This is a genomic window from Paenibacillus tyrphae (assembly GCF_000722545.1).
Lineage (GTDB): Bacteria > Bacillota > Bacilli > Paenibacillales > NBRC-103111 > Paenibacillus_G > Paenibacillus_G tyrfis.
Genome location: NZ_JNVM01000016.1, coordinates 176,830 through 200,829, shown reverse-complemented (window position 1 = coordinate 200,829; position 24,000 = coordinate 176,830). Strand labels below are relative to the sequence as shown.

At 57.5% G+C, this 24,000-nt stretch carries 25 protein-coding genes; 5 read left to right on the top strand and 20 right to left on the bottom strand.

The window, feature by feature from the left end; all coding sequences use genetic code 11:
* Positions 1-22 precede the first annotated feature (22 nt).
* The 16 genes from ET33_RS19990 to ET33_RS19915 all read right to left on the bottom strand — a co-directional run bounded on the left by ET33_RS19990 (position 23) and on the right by ET33_RS19915 (position 13,214).
* A complete protein-coding gene (locus ET33_RS19990) occupies positions 23-328 on the bottom strand; it encodes a hypothetical protein (RefSeq protein WP_036685738.1) in 306 nt (101 codons plus the stop codon).
* A 24-nt stretch (positions 329-352) separates the two neighbouring features.
* Entirely contained in the window at positions 353-1,138 is a 786-nt protein-coding gene (locus ET33_RS19985; RefSeq protein ID WP_036685736.1) for an ATP-binding cassette domain-containing protein, read from the bottom strand.
* Between the two features lie 24 nt (positions 1,139-1,162).
* Positions 1,163-1,945 (bottom strand): aliphatic sulfonate ABC transporter permease SsuC, encoded by a 783-nt coding sequence (gene ssuC, locus ET33_RS19980; RefSeq protein WP_036685733.1) that lies wholly within the window; start codon positions 1,943-1,945, stop codon positions 1,163-1,165.
* Positions 1,914-3,140, bottom strand: coding sequence for an FMNH2-dependent alkanesulfonate monooxygenase (ssuD, locus tag ET33_RS19975; RefSeq protein ID WP_036685730.1), 1,227 nt, complete (start codon positions 3,138-3,140; stop codon positions 1,914-1,916). Before ssuD ends, ssuC begins: the two co-directional genes overlap by 32 nt.
* Positions 3,141-3,166: 26 nt before the next feature.
* Positions 3,167-4,168: a sulfonate ABC transporter substrate-binding protein gene (locus ET33_RS19970; RefSeq protein ID WP_051775456.1), complete on the bottom strand. Its 1,002-nt coding sequence runs from the start codon at positions 4,166-4,168 to the stop codon at positions 3,167-3,169.
* Positions 4,165-4,734, bottom strand: a complete 570-nt coding sequence (ssuE, locus tag ET33_RS19965) for an NADPH-dependent FMN reductase (protein WP_051775455.1) — start codon at positions 4,732-4,734, stop codon at positions 4,165-4,167. The genes ET33_RS19970 and ssuE overlap by 4 nt, the downstream gene beginning before the upstream one ends.
* 118 nt (positions 4,735-4,852) lie before the next feature.
* Positions 4,853-5,056, bottom strand: a complete 204-nt coding sequence (locus ET33_RS19960) for a YezD family protein (RefSeq protein WP_036685727.1) — start codon at positions 5,054-5,056, stop codon at positions 4,853-4,855.
* 79 nt (positions 5,057-5,135) lie between these two features.
* The gene (locus tag ET33_RS19955; protein WP_036685724.1) at positions 5,136-5,969 is read right to left on the bottom strand and encodes an alpha/beta hydrolase family protein; all 834 of its coding nucleotides are present in this window, start codon (positions 5,967-5,969) and stop codon (positions 5,136-5,138) included.
* 90 nt (positions 5,970-6,059) lie between these two features.
* Positions 6,060-7,124: a sulfate/molybdate ABC transporter ATP-binding protein gene (locus ET33_RS19950; RefSeq protein WP_036685721.1), complete on the bottom strand. Its 1,065-nt coding sequence runs from the start codon at positions 7,122-7,124 to the stop codon at positions 6,060-6,062.
* 2 nt (positions 7,125-7,126) lie between these two features.
* Positions 7,127-8,020, bottom strand: coding sequence for a sulfate ABC transporter permease subunit CysW (cysW, locus tag ET33_RS19945; RefSeq protein WP_036685719.1), 894 nt, complete (start codon positions 8,018-8,020; stop codon positions 7,127-7,129).
* A gap of 21 nt (positions 8,021-8,041) precedes the next feature.
* Positions 8,042-8,878, bottom strand: coding sequence for a sulfate ABC transporter permease subunit CysT (gene cysT, locus ET33_RS19940; RefSeq protein ID WP_036685717.1), 837 nt, complete (start codon positions 8,876-8,878; stop codon positions 8,042-8,044).
* A 21-nt stretch (positions 8,879-8,899) separates the two neighbouring features.
* The gene (locus ET33_RS19935) at positions 8,900-10,003 is read right to left on the bottom strand and encodes a sulfate ABC transporter substrate-binding protein (protein WP_036685714.1); all 1,104 of its coding nucleotides are present in this window, start codon (positions 10,001-10,003) and stop codon (positions 8,900-8,902) included.
* A 368-nt stretch (positions 10,004-10,371) separates the two neighbouring features.
* Positions 10,372-10,848 (bottom strand): GNAT family N-acetyltransferase, encoded by a 477-nt coding sequence (locus ET33_RS19930; RefSeq protein WP_036685710.1) that lies wholly within the window; start codon positions 10,846-10,848, stop codon positions 10,372-10,374.
* Between the two features lie 92 nt (positions 10,849-10,940).
* Complete coding sequence (locus tag ET33_RS19925; RefSeq protein ID WP_036685706.1) at positions 10,941-11,411, bottom strand: Fur family transcriptional regulator; 471 nt, start codon at positions 11,409-11,411, stop codon at positions 10,941-10,943.
* A gap of 71 nt (positions 11,412-11,482) precedes the next feature.
* On the bottom strand, positions 11,483-12,505 hold the full coding sequence (locus ET33_RS19920) for a CobW family GTP-binding protein (RefSeq protein WP_036685703.1): 1,023 nt from the start codon (positions 12,503-12,505) through the stop codon (positions 11,483-11,485).
* Positions 12,506-12,632: 127 nt separating this feature from the next.
* Complete coding sequence (locus ET33_RS19915; protein ID WP_036685700.1) at positions 12,633-13,214, bottom strand: TetR/AcrR family transcriptional regulator; 582 nt, start codon at positions 13,212-13,214, stop codon at positions 12,633-12,635.
* 240 nt (positions 13,215-13,454) lie between these two features.
* Between ET33_RS19915 and ET33_RS19910 the strand changes: the two genes are divergently transcribed.
* The 4 genes from ET33_RS19910 to trhA all read left to right on the top strand — a co-directional run bounded on the left by ET33_RS19910 (position 13,455) and on the right by trhA (position 17,321).
* The gene (locus ET33_RS19910; protein ID WP_036685698.1) at positions 13,455-14,726 is read left to right on the top strand and encodes an MFS transporter; all 1,272 of its coding nucleotides are present in this window, start codon (positions 13,455-13,457) and stop codon (positions 14,724-14,726) included.
* Between the two features lie 93 nt (positions 14,727-14,819).
* Positions 14,820-15,008, top strand: a complete 189-nt coding sequence (locus tag ET33_RS19905) for a hypothetical protein (RefSeq protein WP_036685695.1) — start codon at positions 14,820-14,822, stop codon at positions 15,006-15,008.
* A 266-nt stretch (positions 15,009-15,274) separates the two neighbouring features.
* Positions 15,275-16,615, top strand: a complete 1,341-nt coding sequence (locus ET33_RS19900) for an N-acyl-D-glucosamine 2-epimerase (protein WP_235206766.1) — start codon at positions 15,275-15,277, stop codon at positions 16,613-16,615.
* Between the two features lie 31 nt (positions 16,616-16,646).
* Positions 16,647-17,321 (top strand): PAQR family membrane homeostasis protein TrhA, encoded by a 675-nt coding sequence (gene trhA / locus ET33_RS19895; protein ID WP_051775454.1) that lies wholly within the window; start codon positions 16,647-16,649, stop codon positions 17,319-17,321.
* Positions 17,322-17,384: 63 nt separating this feature from the next.
* Here the strand turns inward: trhA and ET33_RS19890 are convergent, their stop codons facing one another.
* From ET33_RS19890 to ET33_RS19880, 3 genes are all read right to left on the bottom strand, one after another.
* Entirely contained in the window at positions 17,385-17,792 is a 408-nt protein-coding gene (locus tag ET33_RS19890; protein WP_036685689.1) for a DUF4395 domain-containing protein, read from the bottom strand.
* 86 nt (positions 17,793-17,878) lie between these two features.
* A complete protein-coding gene (locus ET33_RS19885; RefSeq protein WP_036685684.1) occupies positions 17,879-20,272 on the bottom strand; it encodes a type IA DNA topoisomerase in 2,394 nt (797 codons plus the stop codon).
* Positions 20,273-20,478: 206 nt separating this feature from the next.
* Entirely contained in the window at positions 20,479-21,678 is a 1,200-nt protein-coding gene (locus ET33_RS19880; protein WP_036685681.1) for a cytochrome P450, read from the bottom strand.
* A 177-nt stretch (positions 21,679-21,855) separates the two neighbouring features.
* On the opposite strand from ET33_RS19880, the gene ET33_RS19875 reads away from it, so the two are divergent.
* The gene (locus ET33_RS19875) at positions 21,856-22,464 is read left to right on the top strand and encodes a TetR/AcrR family transcriptional regulator (protein ID WP_036686013.1); all 609 of its coding nucleotides are present in this window, start codon (positions 21,856-21,858) and stop codon (positions 22,462-22,464) included.
* A gap of 56 nt (positions 22,465-22,520) precedes the next feature.
* Here the strand turns inward: ET33_RS19875 and fumC are convergent, their stop codons facing one another.
* Positions 22,521-23,909 (bottom strand): class II fumarate hydratase, encoded by a 1,389-nt coding sequence (gene fumC / locus ET33_RS19870; RefSeq protein ID WP_036685679.1) that lies wholly within the window; start codon positions 23,907-23,909, stop codon positions 22,521-22,523.
* Between the last annotated feature and the right edge of the window lie 91 nt (positions 23,910-24,000).

The following is a 24,000-nucleotide window of genomic DNA, read 5'->3' as shown; positions in this document are numbered from 1 at the left end:
CACGGTGCGGCGGGGACGACGCTTATCCAACGAGCTTGGGCTTCGTCATAAAATCGAACAGCTGCTTGGTCAAGCCGCCCTTGCCGAATTTCAGATACGTTCCTTTCGTCCGATCCGGCGGCTGCAGCGAGGCCAGAAAGGCCAGGACGGCCTGACGGCGATGGACAATATCCCGCACGCCGAATCGGTACAGCCACTCGTCAATCGTATTGTAAATGCCCCGATTGAGGCCATAGCATTCAAAGCAATGCGTGACGAACCGATGATCGGGAAGCTGAAGCACGTCAGCCTCATCGAACTGCCCGGAAAGAGAGATATGGGTAAGCATTCGCATTCACTCCTTGTTTTTTCCTTAAATGGTGAACGAATAGTCCGGTCTCAGCGCCGGAACGCCGGAGGGAGCCCTCTCCAGCTCCGATCCCATCACACGATCCAGAATTACCTTTTCGTAATGGGCAAAGCCGCTGTCTCGCTCCCGCGGACGGGCTAAAGATATCGGGATGTTCAGAGCAACCGCGCCGTCCTCGATGAGCACGACCCGGTCGGCCAGCGCGACGGCTTCGCTGACATCGTGCGTGACGAGAACGGCGGAGAACCCCTGTTCCAGCCACAGCCGTTCGAGCAGCCGCTGCATTTCGATGCGGGTGAGCGCATCAAGCGCACCCAGCGGCTCGTCAAGCAGCAGCAGGCGCGGAGCGCCGGCCAGCGCCCGGGCGAGCGCGATTCGCTGCTTCTGTCCGCCGGACAATACTCCGGGCCATTCGTCGGCCCGCTCCTCCAAGCCGACCAAGCGAAGCGCTTCGCGCGCCTTCGCCCGGTCCCCCGTCTTCTCGCCGATCTGCACGTTCGCCAGCACTTTTTTCCATGGAAGCAGCCGGGCTTCCTGGAACAGCAGCCTCGTGTCGGGGTCGATTCCTTCAAGCTCCCTCCCGTCCAACAGCACGGTGCCTTCGTCGGCCGTTTCCAATCCGCCCACGAGCCGGAGCAGCGTACTTTTCCCGCAGCCGCTCCGGCCGACGACGGCCACAAACTCGCCCGCGTTCAAATCGAGCGTAATCTCTTTCAGTACGGCACGATCTCCGAACCGCTTGGTCACACGGCGGATATTCAGCCGGATGCCGCCTTGTCTTGCACTCATACGGAACCCTCCTTCGGTTCAAGGTCAGGCTTTCTTAAAATTCGGATGCCACTGCAGCCAGCGCCGCTCAAGCTCTTTGGCCAGCGCATCCGACAGCTTCCCAAGTAACGCGTAGATGATGATACTGAGCACCACGACGTCCATCTGCATGAATTCCCGCGCATGCATCGCCATATAGCCGATGCCCGAATCGGCGGAGATCGTCTCGGCGACGATCAGCGTGATCCACATGATGCCAAGCGCGTAACGCACCCCGACCAGAATGCTGGGAAGCGCGCCGGGAAGGATGACCTGCCAGAACAGCGGGAGGCCCTGCAAACCATACACTTTGCCCATTTCAATCAAGCCCGGATCGACGGAGCGGATGCCGTGAAACGTATTCAGGTAAACCGGAAAAGCACAGCCCAATGCAACCAGAAACAGCTTCGCCTCCTCTCCGATGCCAAACCATAGAATGACGAGCGGAATAAGGGCCAAATGCGGGATGGTGCGGATCATCTGCATGGACGAGTCGGTCAGCTTTTCCAGCAGCGGTGACACCCCATTCGCGAGTCCGAGCGCCAAGCCAATCCCCCCGCCAACGGCAAAGCCGAGCAATGCCCGCTTCGCGCTGATCCCGATATGCTGAAGCAGCGTACCGTTTTCGGCAAGCGGAATGAATGCCTGAATGACCTGCAAAGGCGTCGGCAAAATGCGTGTCGAGATGAAGCCGGTCTGTCCGAGCAGCTGCCATATCAGCACAATGGCGACCGGGACGAGCCAAGGCAGCCAGCCTTTAGTGTGCGAGTCGCGGAATGCGGCCTTCATCGGCTTGCACCTCGTTTTCTTTGACAAATAAGGGGTCTTGCTTCGTCGGCAGGTTGTTGTTGGCGATTATTTCGCCGAACGGACTTGCCGAGGAAACGCCGGCCGCTGCGGCTTCCGATTCGTCGGAGCTCCTCGCCGGAACGCGCTTCAACGGCAGCAGCGGGAACACCAGTTCCGCCATCCGGTAGGCCTCTTCCAGATGCGGGTAGCCGGATAAAATGAATGTGTCGATGCCCAGCTCCGCATATTGCTTCATCCGGGCCGCCACCGTCTCCGGGTCGCCGACGAGCGCCGTTCCGGCTCCGCCGCGCACCAGACCGATTCCGGCCCACAGATTCGGGCTGATCTCCAGCTCCTCGCGCTTCCCGCTGTGCAGCTCCGCCATCCGGCGCTGCCCAACGGAGTCGAAACGGGCGAACACCTTTTGCGCTTGCGCGATCGTCTCGTCATCCACATAGCGGATCAGCTCTTCGGCTGCGCTCCAAGCCTCCCGCTCCGTCTCCCGGACGATGACGTGGAGCCGGATGCCGAACCTCACCTGCCGTCCCTTCGCTTCGGCCAGCTTGCGCACGCGCTTGATTTTGGCCTCGACCTGGGCCGGCGGTTCGCCCCAAGTCAAGTACACGTCGATATGCTCCGCTGCAATCGACTGGGCGATGTCGGAGGACCCGCCGAAATAAAGCGGAGGATGCGGCTTTTGGAGCGATGGATATAGTAGCGTACCGCCTTTGACGGTTAAATAGTCACCCTCGAAGGTGACTTCCCCGCCCTCCAGCCCCTTCCGCCATATGTGCAAAAATTCGTCCGTCAGCTCATAGCGCGACGTATGATCGAGGAACAAGCCGTCGCCGGCATTTTCGACCGGGTCGCCGCCGGTGACCACGTTGATCAACAGCCTCCCGCCGGATAGACGGTCCAGCGTGGCGGCCATGCGAGCCGACAGCATCGGCGACATCAGTCCCGGGCGGATGGCCACCAGAAACTTGAGACGCTTGGTCTGCGGAACGAGCGCCGAGGCGACGATCCATGCGTCTTCGCACGATTTCCCGGTCGGCAGCAGCACGCCCCCGTATCCGAGCCGGTCGGCCGCCTGGGCGATTTGACTCATATAGGAAAAATCAACGGCGCGGGCTCCCTTCCGCGTGCCCAAGTAGCGTCCGTCTCCGTGCGTCGGGATAAACCAGAACACTTCCATCGTCCGTCATCCTTTCCGGGTTGTTGTTACGAGTCTAACAACGCTTCGCTCACCTTGATTGCTTTGGGGATCAGCCCGATTTGCAGAAACGTATCCGCCACGCGCTGCTGCTCGGCGATCACTTGCCCGTTAATCGGCAGCAAGCCGTATTCGCGCCTTCCCATGGCGAGCTCCAGCGACGGAATATCGATGCCGAGCTGCGGCGACAAGAGCTGCGCCACCTCCTGCGGATTTGCCTTCGCCCAAGCACCGGCCTTGTTCAATTCCTCCAGCAGGACGGCGGTGATCTCTTTATTCCGCTCGGCAAACGGGCGAGATGCCAAATAATACTCGTGGTTGGACACCACGTCTTTTCCATCCGCCAATACTCTTGCCTTGGCGGACGTCTGCACAGCGGCGAAATACGGGTCCCAGATGACCCAAGCGTCCACGCTGCCCCGCTCGAATGCGACTCTGGCGTCGGCCGGAGGCAGAAACACCGTTCGAACGTCGGAATAGCTCAAACCGGCTTGCTCAAGCAGCTTTACGAGCAGATAATGAACGTTGGACCCTTTGTTTAAGGCGACCTTTTTATCCTTCAAATCTTTGATGCTTTGAATTGGGGACGCTTCGGGCACAACAATCGCTTCGCTGGCCGGTCTAGCCTGTTCATACGCCAAATAAACCAAGGGCGCTCCGGCCGCCTGCGCGAAAATCGGGGGCGCTTCGCCCGTATGCCCGAAATCGATGCTGCCTACATTGAGCGCCTCAAGCAACTGCGGACCGCCGGGAAACTCCGTCCACGTCACCGCGTAGCCCGCCTCTTGTAGCTTCCGATCAAGCTTCCCTTGCGCCTTCAGAAAGTTCACGGTACCGTATTTCTGGTAGCCGATCCGCACCTGCTTCGCTTTTTCATCCTTCTCGCCGGCAGCTCCCGTGGTTCCGCCCAGTCCGGACTTGGCCGCCGTCGCGCAGCTGGCTGCAACGGCCACCAGTAGAACCGCCAGCAAAGCCAATGCGAATGGCCTCGCCCCCAGCTTCCGTCTCATACGACGGCTCCCTGGCCCCGGACGGTCCGTTCCGCATACAACCGCGCTTCGCGCGTAAAATCCAGCGCGGACTGGCGAAGCCGTGCCTCCAGCTCCTCGGCCACCTCGAATCCGCCTTCCTCCTTGGGCTTCACCTGCGTATCCAACGCGTACACGCCTTGCAGCTGATTGCGCGCCCCGAGCGCCGACAGCACCGGCTTCAACGCATAATCGATCGCCAGCAGGTGCCCGGCCGAACCGCCGATAGCAACCGGCAGGATCACTTTGCCTTCAAGTCCCCGCTGCGGAATCAGATCCAGAAAAGCTTTCAACACGCCGGTATAGGCCGCTTTGTAGATCGGAGTCACCACGACGACGGCGTTTGCCTGCTCGATGAGCCGGTTGGCCGCAATAATGATGGGACTGTCGAACCTGGTGTACACCAAATCCTCGGGCGGCAGCTCGTGGACGCGAATCCACTCCGGACGCAGCCCTTCCTGCTGCAGCACCGATTCAATCGACTGCAGTACACCGTTCAGCCGGGAAGCCGGGGATGGACTGCCGGAAATAATAACAAGTCGTGCCATAGTCATACACTCCTTTTGATCATTTTGAAGCGAATAAAGAAAGAGACCTCCGGCGAACGCACGGCAAATATGCCATGCAGTTCGGGAGGTCTCCAGCGGTTCGGTGGACCCGTTCGCATCAAAGGGTGCGCTTATGTTGTTTTTGTTCGGGCAGATGGCGCTGGGATGCCGAATCCGATTCAAAACGTTTGCGTTCCGTACGTTCGATTTGCACGATTCGTCCGTCATGCACGACGATCTGCACCGTACCGTATTCGAGTCCGTTGACACTTTGAAGGATGCGTTTCGTCCAAAGTTCATCCACATCGAGCGGTTTAGCCATCCTAATCCCTCCAGATTTAATGTTTTTTATTCCTATGTGTTAAGTTGGTTTTGTATGTTAAAAAAAATGCGCATACCCTTCAAATCGTCCAATCGTTCCACTCGTTTTTGCGTTTGTCGATGTACAGCAGCCAATCCCTTGTTTTGCTCAGCAGCTGCTCTTTGGCCAGACTGCCCGTAAACGTATGATCGGCCTGGAAAATAATTTCTTTCTCACACTGTCCCTGGCTGCGCAGCCAGAACAGCTTCTGGTACAGAAAGCAGTAATCGACGGGAATCACGTCATCTGCCGTACCGTGGACGAGCAGGACGTCGCCGTTAAATTTGCGAAGCTGCTCGAACGGCTGGTGCTGCGACAGCGATTCGAAGAAAACTGGCTGCAGCGCATAACCGAGATGATCCGCCGAGCCGCATTGAACGGCCGTCTCGTACGTCTTCTTCCCGGTGATGTTCACGATGTCGTTAAACGGGTACGCAACGGCCGACCAGAGCACGAGCGATTTCACCCGTTTGTCCCGGGCGGCGGTCAGGATGGCGACCGCTCCGCCAAGGCTGTGTCCGAGCAGCACGACCCGCTGCGGGTCGACGCAGTCGATATCGAGCGCGTAATCGAGGACGGTGCGCGTCTGGTCGATCAACGCGTTCAAGCCCCCGGCGCCGTAGTCGCCTGTGCTCTCGCCGCAGCCGCCGTAGTCAAAACGGAGCACCATGTAGCCGTGACGGGCAAATTCCCGCGCCGCCAGGACGAACAAGCGGTCGACGCCGATTCGCGTGCCGACGAACCCGTGGCATAGGATGATGATCGGATAACGGCCCGACCCGCAGCCTTTTCCGCCCTCCTCTTCCGCCGGCGGATAATGGAGGGTGGCCGCCAGTTCGTATCGTTCGCTTCGTATCGTAATGTGATGTTCCATCATCGACTACCCCTTTCTGCGGACCTCTTCGGTGTCCGTCGCTTATGAGACGCTGCGCGTGCGAACCGATCCCCCTGTGCACATAGATTTTTAAATGTGCACCGGCATCGGGTCGGATTTCAAAGTATTCTCCAAGGTCAAATGTTCGTCTTCGTTGAACAGGTACAAGCGGTGAATCAACACGCTCACCCGGTCTCCGGCATGAAGCTGCGGCAGCTCCAGCGAGCGGTAAGCGAACAGCTTCTCGCTGCCGAGCGCTACCTCGATCTGCCAATTCGTTCCGCGGAAGTAGACGTTTTTGACGACGCCCTGCTCGGCTGCGGACGGGAAAGGCAGCTCACCGGGCAAGCCGACCTCGATAAACTCGGGGCGGATAATCGCTTTTGCGCCGTCGATCGCTCCGGCAGCCGGGAAGCCTTTGAGCGCCGTGGCGTCTCTGAGCTGATTCGATTCGCCGATGAAATTCGCCACAAACGGCGTTTCCGGCTGCTTGTAAATTTCAATCGGCGTGCCCTGCTGCTCCAAACGGCCTTGGTTGATGATCATGATCTGATCGGCCACCTCGACGGCTTCCTCCTGGTCGTGCGTGACAAAGATGGTCGTAATGCCAACGCGGTCGATCATCTCTTTCAGCCAGGTGCGCAGTTCTTTGCGTACCTTGGCGTCGATGGCGGCAAACGGTTCATCCAGCAGCAGCAGCTGCGGCTCGGGCGCGATGGCACGGGCAAAGGCGACACGCTGCCGCTGTCCGCCGGAAAGCTGGTGCGGCAGCCGCTTCTCCAGCCCTGCCAAGCCGGTCAGCTCGATCAGCTCCTGCACGCGCTGCTTGATCTGAGCCTTGCTGCGCTTCTGAACCGTCAGCCCGAAGGCGATGTTGTCGAACACGCTCATGTGGCGGAACAGCGCATAGCTCTGGAATACGAAGCCGATGCCGCGTGCTTGCGGCGGAAGCGAATTGACCTTTTGCCCGTGAAAGAGAATGTCGCCCGAATCCGGCTCCTCCAGTCCGGCGAGCATGCGAAGGATCGTCGTTTTCCCGCCTCCGCTCGGTCCGAGCAGACCGATCAGCTTCCCTTTTTCAATCTCAAAGCTGACATCTTTGGTCGCCTGAAAGCTGCCGAAGCTTTTCGTCAAATGTTTGGCCACAATATGCATGATCAGGTCTCTCCTTCCCGGCTGAGCTGCTGCTGATGGTGCTTCCACTCGATGACGCTTTTGACGACCAGAGTGACCACCGCAAGCAGAACGAGCAAAGACGCCATGGCGAATGCGCCGGCAAAATTATATTCGTTGTACAGTATCTGTATATGCAGAGGCATCGTGTTCGTCGATCCGCGAATATGACCGGAGACAACCGACACGGCACCGAATTCGCCCATGGCGCGGGCGTTGCACAGGATTACCCCATACAGTAGCCCCCACTTGATGTTAGGCAGCGTGATCCTCCAGAAGATGCGCCATCCTTTGGCGCCGAGCGTCACGGCCGCCTCTTCCTCCAGCGTCCCTTGAGCCTGCATCAGCGGCAGCAGCTCCCGGGCGACGAACGGGAAGGTGACGAACACCGTGGCGAGCACGATGCCCGGCAGCGCGAAAATGATCTTGAGGTCGTTCTCCTGCAGCCATGGGCCGAACCAGCCTTTCGCGCCGAACAGCAGGACAAAGATCAGGCCCGAGATCACCGGAGACACCGCAAACGGCAAGTCGATGAGCGTGATCAGCAGATTTTTCCCTTTAAATTGGAACTTCGTGATCGCCCATGCCGCCGCCAGCCCGAACAGCAGGTTAAGCGGCACCGCGATGACGGCGACGAGCAGTGTCAGGCGAATGGCAGCGGCCGCATCGGACTCGATCAGCGAAGCCGCATACACTTCCCAGCCTTTGTGGAACGCTTCAACGAAGACGCTGACCAAAGGCAGGATGAGCAGAAATCCCAAAAACAACAGTGCGACGGTAATGAGTGCCCATTTCACGATCCGGGGCTCAGTAATATGACGTGGACGTTCGGCGACGGCCGAACCCGATTTCACTGCGGTGGCTACGTAACCGGCCATAGTCTTCCTCTCCTCTCCGGCTTATGCCGATGTGACGTGGCGGTTCGCCCGCCATTGCAGCAGATTGATGACGAGCAGCGTCACGAAGGAAATGACCAGCATGACCAAGGCGATTGCCGTCGCACCGGCGTAATCGTATTGCTCCAGCTTCGTCATGATCAGAAGCGGCGCGATTTCGGTCTTCATCGGCATATTGCCGGAGATGAAAACGACCGAGCCGTACTCTCCCACCGCCCGGGCGAACGCCAGCGTAAAGCCGGTCAGCAGCGCAGGCAGCAGCTCGGGAAACAGGATGCGGGCGAACGTCTTCCAGCGGCTTGCGCCAAGGCTCACCGCCGCCTCCTCGACCTCCTTCTCCAATTCCTCCATCACCGGCTGAAGCGTCCGGACGACGAAAGGAATGCCGATGAACGTCAGCGCAAGCATAATGCCTAGCGGCGTAAAGGCGATTTTGATCCCCAGCGGCTCCAGCAGCTTGCCGACCCAGCCGTTCTGCGAATAGATCGTCGTCAGGGCGATCCCGGCGACGGCTGTCGGCAGCGCAAAGGGCAAATCGACGAGCGCGTCGACGATTTTTTTGCCCGGAAACGAGTACCGGACAAGCACCCAAGCGACGATGAAGCCGAAGACTGAATTCACGAGCGCGGCGCCGAACGCCGTGCCGAAGCTGATCTTGTAGGAAGCGATGACCCGGGGGTCGCTAATCGTATGCCAGAACGCCTCCCAGCCCATCCCGGAGCTCTTAATGAAAATGGCCGACAAAGGGAACAGAACGATTAAACTCAAGTATAAAACAGTAAAACCCATCGATAAACCGAATCCGGGTAAAATACTGCGCTTTTTCCAAGCTTTCGCCATCGTCTATTCTCTCCCTGTCAGTTACGGTTTGTAGATTTGGTCGAATACGCCGCCGTCGCTAAAATGCGTCTTTTGCGTTTTCGCCCAGCCGCCGAACGGCTCGTCATCGATGGTAAACAGGTTTACTTTGGAGAACTGGTTCTCGTACTTCTTCGCGACCGACTCCAGACGCGGACGGTAGTAGTTTTTGGCCGCAATCTCCTGCCCTTCCTCCGAGTACAAATAGTCCAGATACGCCTGCGCCACTTCGCGGCTGCCTTTCTTATCGACCACTTTGTCGACGACGGCGACCGGAGGCTCGGCAAGCACGCTGATCGAAGGCGTGACGATCTCGAATTTGTCTTTGCCGAACTCGTTGATGGACAGATACGCTTCATTCTCCCAGGCGATCAGCACGTCGCCGATACCGCGCTGCACGAAAGTTGTGGTTGCATCGCGCGCGCCGGAATCGAGCACCGGCACGTTTTTGAACAGCTGCTGCACGAATTCCTTCGCCTTGGCTTCGTCTTTATTGTTCTTCTGGTAGGCGTAGCCCCAAGCGGCCACATAGTTCCAGCGGGCGCCGCCGGACGTTTTCGGATTCGGCGTAATGACTTGCACGCCCGGCTTGATCAGATCGTCCCAATCCTTGATGCCCTTCGGGTTACCTTTCTTCACGAGGAAGACGATGGTCGAAGTATACGGGGAGCTGTTGTTTTTCAGCTTTTTCTGCCAATCCGCCTGAATCAGTCCCGCTTGCTGAATCGCGTCAATGTCATAGGCAAGCGCAAGCGTCACCACATCCGCTTCCAGCCCGTCGACGACCGAGCGTCCCTGCTTGCCGGAGCCGCCGTGTGATTGCTTGAAGGTGACATCCTGCCCTTTCGTCTTCTTCCAATAGGCGGCAAACGCTTTATTGTAGCTTTGATACAGCTCGCGCGTCGGGTCGTACGAGACGTTAAGCAGCTCGATCGGCTTTGCCGCCGATGCCGCAGGCTTCGTGCCGTCGCCAGGAGCCGGGGCAGCTCCGCCCGAATCCGGTTTGGCGCCGCCGCAAGCCGTCAGCCCGACAAGCGATATCGTAAGTACGCTGAATATTGACCATTTACCGAACAACCGTAGCACGTGATTTGTGTGTGCGCGCATAACCTTTTCTCTCCCCATTTATCAATTCTGCTTATAATTTCCGTTTATCGGATCGGAGGGGCGGGTCAAACGCCCACAGCTCATTATATGGCGTTCCGGTTGTCCGGTGACTAACTAATAATTCCGATAAACTTACTTAGTTATGTCAGTATATTAGCATCGGCCCTGTGTCCTGTCAATCGATTTTTTTGGGATTTTTTCACTATTTAGTCATAAAAAAAGAGGAGCCGATCGCTCCCCGTTTCGCGTTGAATTTTCAAATTTTAGAATCTTCCTTTTGCCACGGCTCTTCCTGGGCTAGTGCCAATAATATTGCTCCACAACTGCAGTTCCTACCATTCCCCTTCCGGTGCGTGCCAATTCCGGCTTTACGGCCGCAATTCCTTGACAAACAACACCCGGTCATGCCCTTTTCCGTCATAATTGGCCGTAACCTGCACCCCGTCTACTTCGCCGGTTCCCTGATCCATCCGAAAGCCCATGCGGGTGTGAAAGGCAATGGATGTTTTATTAACCGGCGAGGTGACGCAGCGCGCGATCTCGCACCCCTTCTCACGAGCCTTGTCGAAGAACATCTCGTACAGGCGCTTGGCGATGCCGTCTTTCCGATGCTCCGGATGCACGCCGATAAAGTGGATATAGGCCTGCTCCGGGTACGTCTGGGAAACAAAGCCGATCAAAAAGCCGACGATTTGACCGCCTTGTTCTGCTACAAAGCTTGTATCTTGAAAATGCTGAAAAAATAGCTTCGGCAGCATGTCGGACATCGGCCGGCCGCCCCACCAATCGTCGATCACGGAGATCACGGGTATGTAATCGGATTCGAGCACATGCCGGAAATGCATAGACGAACTCACTCCCCATTTCTTTACTCTTCAAACAAAAGACAGCGTCCCTTCGCGGGTACACTGTCTTCCATGATGGCAGCCTGGCTGTATTAATGCTTTTCCGTCCCTACCTCGCGGGATTCCGCCGGGGCGCAGTCGCCGCAGTAGCCTAAAATTTCAAACCGATGATTCACGATTTGAAAATCAGACGGCAGATTGTCGATCTGCTTCATCGGGCAAAATTCGAAAGGCACCGTTTTCTCGCAGTTCATGCAAATGAGATGATGATGGTGGTGCGACTGGCAGCGGGCGCGGAACTTCAGTCCGTCGTTTAAGTAAATTTGTTCCAGAACACCCATCTCACTCAGCAGGCGCAGGTTACGATATACCGTATCGAAGCTGACGCCAGGATATGGCTGCTTCATATAATCATAAACGTCCTTCGGGGACAAATAGCCGGTCGATTCGGCGAACAAGGCGGCAAGGCTCTTCCGTTGGTCGGTGATGCGCCAGCCTTTGGCCGACATGGCCTTCAAAATATCTTGAACGGTCGACTGAACCTCATGCTCGTGATTTCCCATACCTACCTCTTCCCTATGAATACGCTATCGGATACTACTAATAATGCCTGAATCCGCAGCGGGAGTCAAGGTTACCGGCCTTCCAGAGCCTCCAGCTCAGACTCCAGATGAGAGCGGTCAAAGTGCTCGCCGATAAACACCGCCACGCTGGGCAGCTCTTCCTTCGGCGAAATTTTCACAAAATCCATCTCACGGTACGCATATTGGAACAAAAACGGACTAGCCGTATCGGTGAACCGCAAAATGCCTTTGGCCCGGTAAATTTCCTGCGGGAGCCGTCCAATCAGCGCTTCAAACTGCTCACTGTCCACCGGCCGTGCGAAATAATGCGTGTAGACCATCACATGCTCGTGGCTGTGATGATGCGCATCGCTTCCGTGCTCGTGATCATGGTCACTTCCGGTTGCGCAGGCTCCGCCCTCCGCATGCTCATGTCCGCAGCCGCAAGCGGAAGCCGCCTGGTGCCGCTCCGCTACGCCGCCTTCGAGGTGCTCGAACAAGGACAGCTCGATCTCGCAGCGCACGGTCGGCAGGATCGGGGCTGCGGGATTCAGCTCCCGGATCAGCGTATCCAGACGAACGAGCTCTGCCGGAGGCACGAGATCCGTCTTGTTGAGCAAAATGCGGGTCGCGCAGCGGATTTGATCCTGCATGAGCCGGTACGTCTTGCCCTTCGGACTGTGTGAGCGCTCGCTGAGCTGCGCTGCATCGACGACCGTAATAACCGACTTCAGCTCCACCTTCGTAAGTAGGGACGCATCCGTTACGCCGTCCAGCATCTCGATCGGGTTGGCCGCTCCCGTGCACTCCACAAACACGACGTCCGGCTGGTGCTCCTCGATCAGCTGCTTTAGCTCCATGCCCAGATCGCCGCGAATCGTACAGCAGATGCAGCCGCCAAGCATTTCGGTCATTGGCACGTCCTCGTCCACGAGCATCCCGTCCAGATTCACGTCACCCAGCTCGTTCATCAGAACGGCGGGCTTTCTGCCGCTCAGCTTATAATAATCCAGCGCCCGAGTCAGCAGCGTCGTCTTGCCGCTGCCCAAAAATCCGGTCAAAATATGAACCGGAACCGATCGTTCTTCCTTCAAATCGCTACACCGCTTTCCGTTTATGTTCGCAAGTCAGGTCGTTGCCTTTCTTTTTTTCAAATTTTACTCCGTCCGATCGGCCCTGTCAATTAATCGTAATTTTTATGATTAAACTCATCTGGTCAAGTTACTTCAGCAATTCGAGGATCGTCGCGATAAAATGGTCCGCAACCGAGCGTTCGGGACGGGATTTCATCAGAACGGTAAGTCCGATGACCGACACAAGCAAGGTGTGGGCCAACGCCTTGGCGCTGCCGACTTGCTTCAGCTCTCCCGACCGTATGCCGCGTTCGATCGTTTCTTGAAACAGGGCAGCCAAATACATCTGATGCTCTCTGGTGAGCACCTCGAATTTGGCGTCATGCGGCGCAAGCTCCACCATGACGTTGATGCAGAAGCATCCCTTGTTGGGCCCTTCCTCGTCCGCTTCCGCCGCAATCCCTTCGAAATAGGACCGGAACGCTTCCTTGACGGAAGCAGCGTTAAGCAGCTTGGACCGGACGTAGGAGGAATGAGCACGCGTATATTTGCGCAGCGCAGCTTCGAACAGCTCCTTCTTGTCTCCGAAGGCCGCATAAAGGCTTGGGCGCTGTATGCCCATTCCGGACGTGAGATCGCTTAAAGAAGTCGATTCGTACCCCTTCTCCCAAAATAGCCGCATCGCGGCATCCAAAGCCTTGTCTTCATCAAACGCCCTTGGCCGTACCATAAGAATAGCCTCATTTCGTATCGATTAGTATACTATGATTTTAGGCCTTGAAGCCGTCGATGTCAAATTCCAGCGGCATTACTCAAACGCGTCATGATGGAATTTCAGCTCGCTTCCCGGCCAATCGGCCTCTTGACAGCAGCCCTGCGTGAGAGTTATATTTACGAAGCGAATTACATACCAATCGGTATATTATACTTTTCGGTACAAAATATTTTTACTTATCAGGAGGTAAAAACGATGGATAGGCTTAAAAAAAAGGCGGGACTTCTTGCCGAAAACCGCAGCGAGGCGACAGCGGAGATGCCGCAAGGGCCTTTAGCCGCAGAGGAACCGGCTTCCGCGCCGGCGATGTCCCGTTCCGTCGCACTGTTGTTTGCTATCGCCTGCGGGCTTGCTGTCGCCAACATCTACTATGCGCAGCCGCTGCTTGACTCGATGGCAAGCGAGCTTGGCATTGACCGCGCCGCCGTAGGCATTGTCATCACGGCCACTCAGATCTTCTATGCGCTGGGACTGCTTATGCTCGTCCCGCTCGGCGATCTGGTGAACCGCCGGAAGCTGATCGTCGGCCAAATGCTGTTGTCCGTATTAGCGCTTCTCGCGGTCGGCACCGCCTCTACCGCCACCGTGCTGCTTGCGGGCATGGGTGCGGTCGGCCTGCTTGCCGTCGTGACGCAGGCGCTCGTGGCCTATGCCTCGACGTTAGCTGCGCCCGCCGAGCGGGGCCGGGTCGTCGGTCTCGTAACGAGCGGTGTGGTGATCGGCATTCTGCTTGCCCGAACCGTCGCCGGGACACTGACCGATCTTGCAGGATGGCGTTCGGTATATTTCGTCTCCGCCGGATTGACGGTGCTCATGGCCGGGCTGTTGTTCCGGATACTGCCGCGTGAAGATCACGGGAAGGTGCCGATGACGTATCCGCAGCTGCTGCGCTCCGTGTTCGCTTTATTCGTGGAGGAGCCGGTGCTGCGCATCCGCGGTATCCTCGCACTGCTTATTTTTGCCTCGTTCAGCGTGCTGTGGACCTCGCTTGTCCTGCCGCTCAGCTCGCCGCCGCTGTCGCTTTCCCATACCGCGATCGGATCGTTCGGGCTCGTGGGTGTAGCGGGAGCGTTGGCGGCGGCGCGTGCGGGACGGCTCGCAGACCGCGGCTTGGGACAGCGGACCACCGGAATCGCGCTGACGCTGCTGCTGGTTTCGTGGCTGCCGATCAGTCTGACCGAACGCTCCCTATGGGCCTTGATCGCCGGAGTGGTCCTCTTCGACCTCGCAGTGCAAGCCGTACACGTCACCAATCAGAGCATGATTTACAACGTGCGCCCGGAAGCACGCAGCCGTCTCGCCGGGGCGTATATGATCTTCTATTCGATCGGCAGCGCCGTCGGTTCGATTTCCTCGACGCTTATGTACGCGCGGGCCGGTTGGACCGGCGTCTGTCTGCTGGGCGCCTCCATAAGCGGTCTCGCGCTGCTGTTCTGGGGACTGACCCGGCGCTTGACGCCGGCATGAACTTGGACAATACCCCGTTTCTCCGGTAGTCCACTCCTTTTTTTTGAAGACTCATATGAATATATGGAGTCCATCGAAAAGGAGGTTGGGCCTATGCGTAATAAATGGAAAAAGCCAGCATTCATTCTAGGTATTCTTGGTGGCGCGAAGCTTGCCTTAGGCAGCTTCGGATACGACATCCCCGATAATCTCATTAACGAAATCGCCAACGGAGTCAGCGCCATTCTCGTTCTCGCCGGAATTATTATTGACCATGGCAAACCGAAAGACGGCACTGCGTAACCCCATCCGATCTCTGCGGACTTAACGCCCTCGCATGCGAGAGGCGTTTCTTTTTTGGGCTAAGGCCGAAGCTTTATTCGATAAATAAACCAAATTTTTTTGCTATCCGGCTCATATAAATAATTCTGAAGGCTTTGGAAGCACGTTCCATAAACATCCGCGGACTTCAAATTTGAATCCGCGGAGCATGGAGCGTACTATGGAAGGAAACGTTTCTATAAGAAAAAATCGATTACCGCTTGTAGTAAGGAAAGCGAGGGATGCGCATGTCTGTCCGAACCCCGACTCGGCCTACAATTCAAATCGATCCGACCTTTGCTTATTATCTCGACCGTTCCCCCGAAAGCGTCGCTTCCGAGCTGGAACTGGCCGGATTCCGTACCGTGCGCTATTTTGTGACGGATGAAACCCGGGTGAACGGCAGGCTCGTAGCGGCGCTTCGCGAGCGCGGCATGGACGTCTGGGCGATGGTGATCGGCAACGGGACGTTCACGACCGAAAATTTGCCTTCGGATTGGCCGGAGTGGCAAATGACGCTGCTAAAGCCGGTCAACGACGGGTTTACCCGGCTATCCCCTTTCAGCCACCGCTATGTGTCATGGAAAAAAGCGGCGGCTGCCCATCTCGTCCGCACGCACCCGTTTACGGGCTTTGAGGTGGCTGAGCCGTATTTTCCGGAATGGAACGGACTGGCAAGCGGCGTGTACGGCGATGTCGGCCCGTATGCCCGGGCGGCGTTCAAGCAGTTCAGCGGCAGCGACATGCCGGAGTTTCGTTACTCCTCCTCGCCGCTGCATTACAAAAAGGACCGCGGTCGTTACTTGCTGTGGATCGAGTTTCGGGTACAGGCGGTGAACGGGTTTCTGAACGAGCTGATCAACGGAGCCGGCGGGGTCCGCGAAGCGAGACCCGATATCAAAATCGCAACGTGGTCCCTTGCGGTCGACGCCGGTCAAGACCCCGTCGGAGCGCTTCGCGAGTATCAGGGCATGGATGCCGTTGAAATGATCCGGACGGTCCGCCCCGACGCCCACATGCTCCAGACCCATTGGCCCGACTGGATGCGCGCGCATTTGCCGCCCGATTACATAAGACATTACCGGCCTTTCGCGGAGAGTATCCGTGCCGTTCATCCTGGCATTCCGCTGGGCATCCAGGCGGATATCGGCTCGCATGCCCGGATGCGGCGCAGCCGGACCTGGATTCGAGATTTTGCCAAATCGGCGGGCGAGCTTGGTTACCGGTTCTGGACGGCCTACGAGTATTCCATCAGCCTCCCGATGTACCGGGAACCACCGCGGGTGCTGCGGGTCCATCGTCCGGACCGTCAGCTGGCGGTGCTGGAATTCAACAAGCGCGTGGATGCCGAATCCGCCGCAGAGCCTAGTCATTACCGCTGCATCGCCGGCGGACAGCCGCTGGAGCTTGCAATCCGCGTCATTCAAGTAGACGGCAACGTCGTTGTATTGCAAGCGGATTTTCCCCGCACTTCGTTTGAGCTGTTCGCGGAAGGAGTCCGCGATACTCCCGGGCTGCTGCTCATTCCAGACGAGCCGGGCAATGAATCGCCCAGGGGCTTTCCGATCCCGGTTACGGGCTGGTACTAAGAGTTGGTCATTTCTCCGGTCGCGGGTTATAATGGAAGAAATCCATCAACCGACGGGAGATGAATGCAAGTTGACTTTATCGTCTTGGAAAGAAGAACGGGCCAACGCCATCAGCCACGGCATCGGCGCCGCACTCAGCGTCGCGGCTCTCGTTCTGCTGCTGCTTCATTCGATGCAGAACGGCACGGTCTGGCATATCGTCAGCTTCACCGTATTCGGCGTCTCGCTCATTCTGCTGTACGTCTGCTCCACCTTGCTGCATAGCGCCCGCAAGGAGCGCTGGGTCGATCTGTTCGAAATTATGGACCATTCGGCCATCTACGTTCTCATCGCCGGCACTTATACTCCATTTTTGCTCGTCACGATTCGCGGCCCTTTGGGGTGGAGCTTATTCGGCGTCGTGTGGGGAATTGCGCTGCTGGGCATTGTGTTCAAGCTGTTTTTCGTCAAGCGGTTTAATGTCCTCTCGACGCTGTTCTATATCGCGATGGGCTGGATGGTCATGTTCGCGTTCCGTCCGCTGCAAGAGCAGCTTCCCGCAGCCGGAATCGGCTGGCTGGTCGCCGGAGGCCTGCTGTATACGGTTGGCACGATCTTTTATTTATGGCGCAAGCTCCCTTACGCCCACACCGTATGGCACGTGTTTGTGCTGGGAGGAAGCATCTGCCACTTTTGCTCCGTCTATTTCTACGTGCTGCCCTGGTAAGGCCTAACGGCAAAAAAGCTTTCACGCAGATTCTGCGGTGAAAGCTTTTTTTATAATGATAGGTTATTTGCGGAGACGCTTGAACCGGTAATACAGGAAGCAGCCGAGGCAAAAGCCGCATAGAGCCGCGAGCGCGGCAAGCGCCACGATGCCGGCGAGGACGTATCCGAGCCAGCCGCCCGGATTCACCCAGAACGCAAGCAGCGACAAAGTAAGGAGCGCGACGGTTATCGCGTTGTTGAACCTCAGCAGCTCCCGTGATTCGGTGCGGGCTCCTGCTACACGGCTGCGAAGCAGCGGGGCGGCGAGCTGTACGATCAGGTTGGCGCGAATGCCCTGCCACAAGCCAAGCACTTGAATCGCCCACAAGGCGGCGATCAGCGCCGGCTGGCGCAGCGCTACCGCAAGCGCAACCAGCAGGACAATGCCGGCTTGGTTCGCTCGGACGTACGGAATGGGAATTTCTTTCATAAGTGCTCGATTCACCCCACGATAAAAATAGCTTTACTCGGTCGGGAGCCTGCCTGGCCGACGAAGGCTTGCTCCCGGCAAAGCTCCTAAGAAGACACCGGCTCCAGCCTGAGCTGTCCCGTGTTCGGGTCCTGCAGCACGAGCCGTCCTTCGACCGGCCGTCCCTGCTCGTCGACCAGCCTCATCAGCGCGGTGCGCCCGTGTTTCAGCAGATACGCGATGGCGGCGTCCGTCAGCGAAGCTCCGAAGCTGTCCTTCCAGATCACGAAGGTGCAGCCCGCCTTGTACGCGCTGCAGCCGTAGCCGCGCTTGCCGCGGATGATGCTGCCGCGGCAGCCCGCGCGCGGGCACGCGCCCAGCGCCGCCACCGCCGCTGCGGCGGCCGGCTGCGGGGCCGGCGCTGCGGCGTCTTCGCCGCCCGGGGCGGACCGTGCGCGCCGCGTGCTCGCGGGGCGCACGGCTTCCGCCGCAGGCGGCTCGCCCGCGGCCGCGGCTGCGCGCGCGGTGCGCTTGCCCCGCGCGGAGCCGGACGCGCGGGCGGTGCCCTCCGGCGCGGCCTTGGCCGCCGCGCCGCTTTTGCGCCGCTGGCGCTGGGCGTTCGAAGGCGCATCGCCTTCGAACGCCTGCTTCGCCACGGGCTTCTGCCCCCGCACCTTCTCGACGATCAGGGCGGCAAAACGCTCGACGTTCTTCATGAACGTCTCGTCCGACGCCGCGCCGCGCGCGATCTCGTTCAGCCGCCGCTCCCACTGCCCGGTCATCTCCGGCGACGTCAGCAGCTCGACGCCCGCGCCGCGGATCAGCTCGACCGCCATTCGGCCCTTCGGCGTAATCGCGATGCGCTTACCCTGCATGACCACGTAGCCGACCTGCTTCAGCCGCTCGATGACGGACGCGCGTGTCGCCGGCGTTCCGAGCCCGGAATCCTTCATCGCGTCGCGCAGCTCCTCGTCCTCGATCTGCTTGCCTGCGCTTTCCATCGCCTTCAGCAGCGTGCCTTCGGTGTACGCCTTCGGCGGCTGGGTCTCCTTCTCCTTCGCCGCGCTGTCCTTGCACAGCACCGCCTGCGCCGCATCCAGCGTGAACGGAGCGTCGGTCTCCTCCTCGGCGACGGCATCCTCTTCCTGCTCCCGGTCGGCCTTGCCCTTGCCCCGGGACGGCTTTTCTTTTTCCTTTTTCTGGTCCGAATAAATGACCTTCCAGCCCAGAGACAGCAATTGCTTGACCGTACTCTTGAACCGTTCGCCTTCGGATACCGTCACGATCGTATGGAGCTTGTACATCGCCGCCGGATAAAAATGCGACAAAAACCGCCGTACGATCAAGTCGTACAGCTTTTGTTCGTCGGGCGCGAGCCCGCTTGGCATTTTGTGCGTCGGCAAAATCGCATGGTGATCTTCCACCCTGGCCGGATTGCATACCGCCTTATTGTTTTTGTGCACCAGCTTTTTGTCCGCCTGCTGGACAAGCGGCGCATAGCCCGTCTTGCCGAGCTGGTCGAGCGCCCGGTGCATCTCGGGGATGTTCTGCTCGGTCACATAGTTGGAGTTCGTCCGCGGGTAGCTGATCGCTTTATGCTTCTCATAGAGCGCTTGGGCGAGATCGAGCGTCTTTTTGGCGGAAAACCCGAACTTCGCATTCGCTTCGCGCTGCAGCAAAGTCAGATCGTAGAGCTTGAACGGGTATTCCTTCGTATCCTTCACGTCGTAGCTTTCGATCCGGCCGGCCTTCCCTTTGACCTTGGCAGCAAGCGCAGCCGCTTTCTCGCCGTCGGTCAGCTTGTCCCCCTGCCACAGCCCGCGGTACTTCGTCTCCCCTTGCGTGAACCATGCTTCGACTTCGAAGTACTTGCTCGACGTAAACGCCTCGATCTCCTTCTGCCGGTCGTACAGAAGCGCCAGCACCGGCGTCTGCACCCGTCCGACGGACAGCAGCTCGCGGTGCTTCGTCGTAAACGCGCGCGAGCCGTTCATCCCGATCAGCCAATCCGCCTCGCTCCGCGCCCGGGCCGCCCGCGTCAGCGGCTCGAATTCCGCGCCCTCGCGCAGCTCGACGAAGCCTTTGCGGATCGTCTCCGGCGTTAGGTCCGATATCCACAGCCGCTTGACCGGCTGAGACAGCTTCAGATGCCGCTGGATAAGGGAAAAAATATGCTGCCCCTCCCGCCCGGCGTCGCAAGCGTTAATAAGCTGCCCGCTCCGTTTGGCCAGCTCGGCGATGACCTTGAGCTGGTCCTTCGTCTTCGGATTGGGCACGAGCTTGAACCGCTCCGGAATGATCGGCAAATCGCTAAAATTCCATTTTTTATATTTTTCATCGTACGCATCCGGTTCGGCGAGGCCGATCAGGTGCCCGATGGCCCAGGTGATAATATACTTCTCGCCTTCGATATGCGTGCGTTGATTTTTCGCCTTCGGCTCGATGGCGGCCGCAATATTGCGCCCCATGTCCGGCTTCTCGGCGATAACAAGCGTCTTCATCCGTCAACTTTCCTCTCCTATGCCGATGAAAATTGCAGCGTATGGCACCGGCATTTGCAAGCCGTATTTCGAAAACGTGCTTCATCATATTATACCATAACCCCCTTCCCGTCGACCCGTTCCTTGGAAAAACGAGCAAAAAAACAGCAGGCCGGTTGACTGACCGACCTGCTGTTGCGTTTAGCCTCGTACTTCATTCATCCGCCTTAAACGGTAAGCAGCAGCTCTTTGATCCCGTACGCAAACGTGCTTTCAAGCGGCTTTAAAGTAAAGCCCGCACTTAACTTGAAGTCGGGATACCGCCGGATCCATTCTCTTAAAGCGATCTCCGCTTCCATGCGGGCCAGCGGCGCCCCGAGACAAAAATGGATGCCCCGGCCAAAGGCCATGTGCAGATTCGGCTTGCGCGGCACCACGAACTGCTCCGCATCCTGAAACTGCTTTTCGTCGCGATTGGCCGCGCCCATCCAGACGATCACGTATTCCCCTGCGCGCAGCTTTTTCCCTCCCAAAACGACGTCTTCTTGCACGATACGAAATGAAGCCTGTACGGGCGAACGAAAACGCAGCACTTCTTCAATCGCCGCAGGCAGCAATTCGTCCGGATCATTATTGATTTGCCGGTACACCTCCGGGTACTCTAGGAACGTGTAGATCGCATTGGTAATCAAATTGGTCGTGGTTTCGTTCCCGGCAACGAGCAGCAAGATGCAAAATCCGACGATCTCCTCTTCCGTCAAGCTCTCACCATTCACGCTGGCCTGAAGCAGCACGGAAATGATGTCGTCCGCAGGCTGCTTTTTTTTCAGCTCGATGATTTCCTTGAAATAGGCATACAGCTCTCCGACCACCTGCTGCTGCTTCTGGAGCTGCTCGTTCTTGGCTTCTGCACTGTTGTTTGCTGGTCCCGCAACAGCCTGATCGGACCAATCTTTAAATTTGCGCTTATCTTTCGCAGGAACTCCAAGCATGGCGGCGATCACCAGAACCGGAAGAGGGTAAGATAATTGCTCGACAAGATCGATCTCCCGTTCTCCACCGATGTTATCCAACAATTCGTTGGTAATCGCCTGAATCCGCGGCTCCCAATCCTGCATCGCTTTGGGGGTAAAAGCTTTATTGACAATATCGCGCATCTGCGTATGCTTTGGCGGGTCGAGATTGAGGAGACCGTTCTCGAAAAGCGACTTCCCGTCGCGAAAAACACGGGACGAAAAGACCTCCTTCCGATCCAAAACCGTCTTCACTTCCTCGTAGCCGAAAACATCCCACGTGCGGCGCTCCTCATCCCAACGGACGGGGGCCTCCTCTCTCATTTTGCGATACCATTTAAACGGGTTGAAACGCTCTTCCGGAGTGCTAAGCTCGCGAACTTGACCAAAATCGGTAATAGCGGACTTTTCCATAAATAGGCCTCCCTAAATGAACTTTGTGTTGATTAATGATCACACTGTCTATTATAGTGTTAACTGGAGACGATACCATGAACAGTCCGGCGGAAAATGTCTACTAAACAATCAAAAAACATCCTAGATTTGACAATTTTTACACAACTCTATATTGAAGTGAAAGGACTGAACGAAGTGACCGAGAATGCAAACGATCCCAGAATTGTCCGGACGATGCACATGCTGCGGGAGGCGCTGCTTGAGCTGATAGAGGAACAAGGCTTCGAACGAATCACAGTGAAGGATATCACGTCAAAAGCGGGGCTGAACCGGGGTACCTTTTATTTGCATTTTGCCGATAAATTCGATCTTCTGGAGCGAATCACCGAAGAGATGATGCAGGGGCTCCGAAAGATCGCCCAAACGTTCGATCCGCTGGACCTGGTCATGCACGAGTCCCGGGATACCCCCTTTCCGTTCACGGTCCGGCTGTTCGAATATTTCGGCGAGCATGCCCGCTTTTTCAGCGTTATGCTGGGGCCGAAGGGGGACCCGTCCTTTTCTGTGAAGTTCAAGGAGTTCATGCGGGTTCATTTGATGGACAAGTTCAACGAATTTCACCACAGCGAAGACCGCGTGCCGGTTCCGTGGGATTATTTGATGGCCTATTTAATCTCCGCGCATCTGGGCATCGTTCAATATTGGCTTGAACAAGGCCGCGATTATACGCCGTGGGACATGGCCTTAATGTTCACGCGCATGATCCAACTGAGCCCCATTCAATCTGCAGGCTTGAAAAAGTAGCCCGGCAAGGGATAGAAAAAAGACAGCCCGCTTCATACAGGCTGTCTCCTCGCCGTCTATTCTTTCGGATGAATCATTTCCTCCGGACGCACGATCGAAACGAATTGCTCCTCCGTCAAATAGCCGCTCCGGATCGCCGCTTCCTTAAGCGTTAATCCTTCCTTGTGCGCCGATTTGGCGATCGACGCCGCTTTCTCATAGCCGATATGCGGGTTCAGCGCCGTAACCAGCATCAGCGATTCGTCCAAGTACCGCTGAATGACCTCGCGATTCGGTTCGATGCCGACGGCGCAATGCTCGTTGAACGAATCCATCGCGTCCGCCAGCAGACGAACGGACTGCAAATAGTTGTGAATAATGACCGGCTTGAACACGTTCAATTCAAAATTTCCTTGGCTTGCGGCAAAGCCGATCACCGCATCGTTGCCCATCACCTGGCAGGCAACCATCGTCATCGCCTCGCTCTGAGTCGGGTTCACCTTGCCCGGCATAATCGAGCTGCCCGGCTCGTTCTCCGGGATGCGCAGCTCGCCGATGCCGCATCGCGGACCGCTTGCCAGCCACCGGACATCGTTGGCGATCTTCATCAGATCGGCTGCGAGCGCTTTGATCGCGCCATGGCTGTATACGATTTGATCATGGCTGGTCAGCCCGTGAAATTTGTTCTCGGCCGAGACGAAGGTTTCTCCCGTGTAGCAGGAAATTTCCTCGGCCACCGTCTCGCCGAATTTCGGATGGGCATTCAATCCCGTTCCGACGGCCGTGCCGCCGATCGCCAGCTCCCGCATCGGCTCCAAGCTTTCGCGAATCATCCGCTCCGTCTTCTCAAGCATCGCCCACCAACCGCTGATTTCCTGCCCGAGCGTCAGCGGCGTCGCATCCTGCAGATGCGTGCGTCCGATTTTGACGATATCCTCAAATGCCTTGGCTTTATTTCCGAGCGTTTCCTTGAGCCGCTGCAGGGCGGGAAGCAGCTGCTGCCGCACCGCCAGCACGCCGGCGATATGCATCGCAGTCGGGAACGTATCGTTCGAGCTTTGCGAGCGGTTCACGTCATCGTTCGGGTGAATCCGCAGCCCGCTTCCTTTCGCTTCGAGCAGCTGCGACGCCCTTCTCGCGATGACTTCGTTCGCGTTCATGTTGGACTGCGTGCCGCTGCCGGTCTGCCATACAACAAGCGGAAAATGATCGTCCCATTGTCCCCCGCTCACTTCATCGGCCGCTTGGGCGATCGCTTCCGCCTTTTCCGGCTCCAGCTTGCCCAGCTTCAGGTTAGCTGCTGCAGCCCCCTTCTTCAGCAGCGCGAACGCCCGGACGATTTCCAGCGGCATCCGCTCCGTGCCGATCTTGAAATTCTCCTTGCTCCGCTGGGTTTGAGCGCCCCATAATTTGTCCGCAGGCACTTGAATTTCGCCCATCGTGTCTTTTTCAGTTCGGAATTCCATCGTTAGCACCCTCCTTGATATAAGTACATCTTAAGATTACCCATCTTGGAAATAATTAAAAAGCCTTGAGCCCGGCGGATCAACAGGTCAT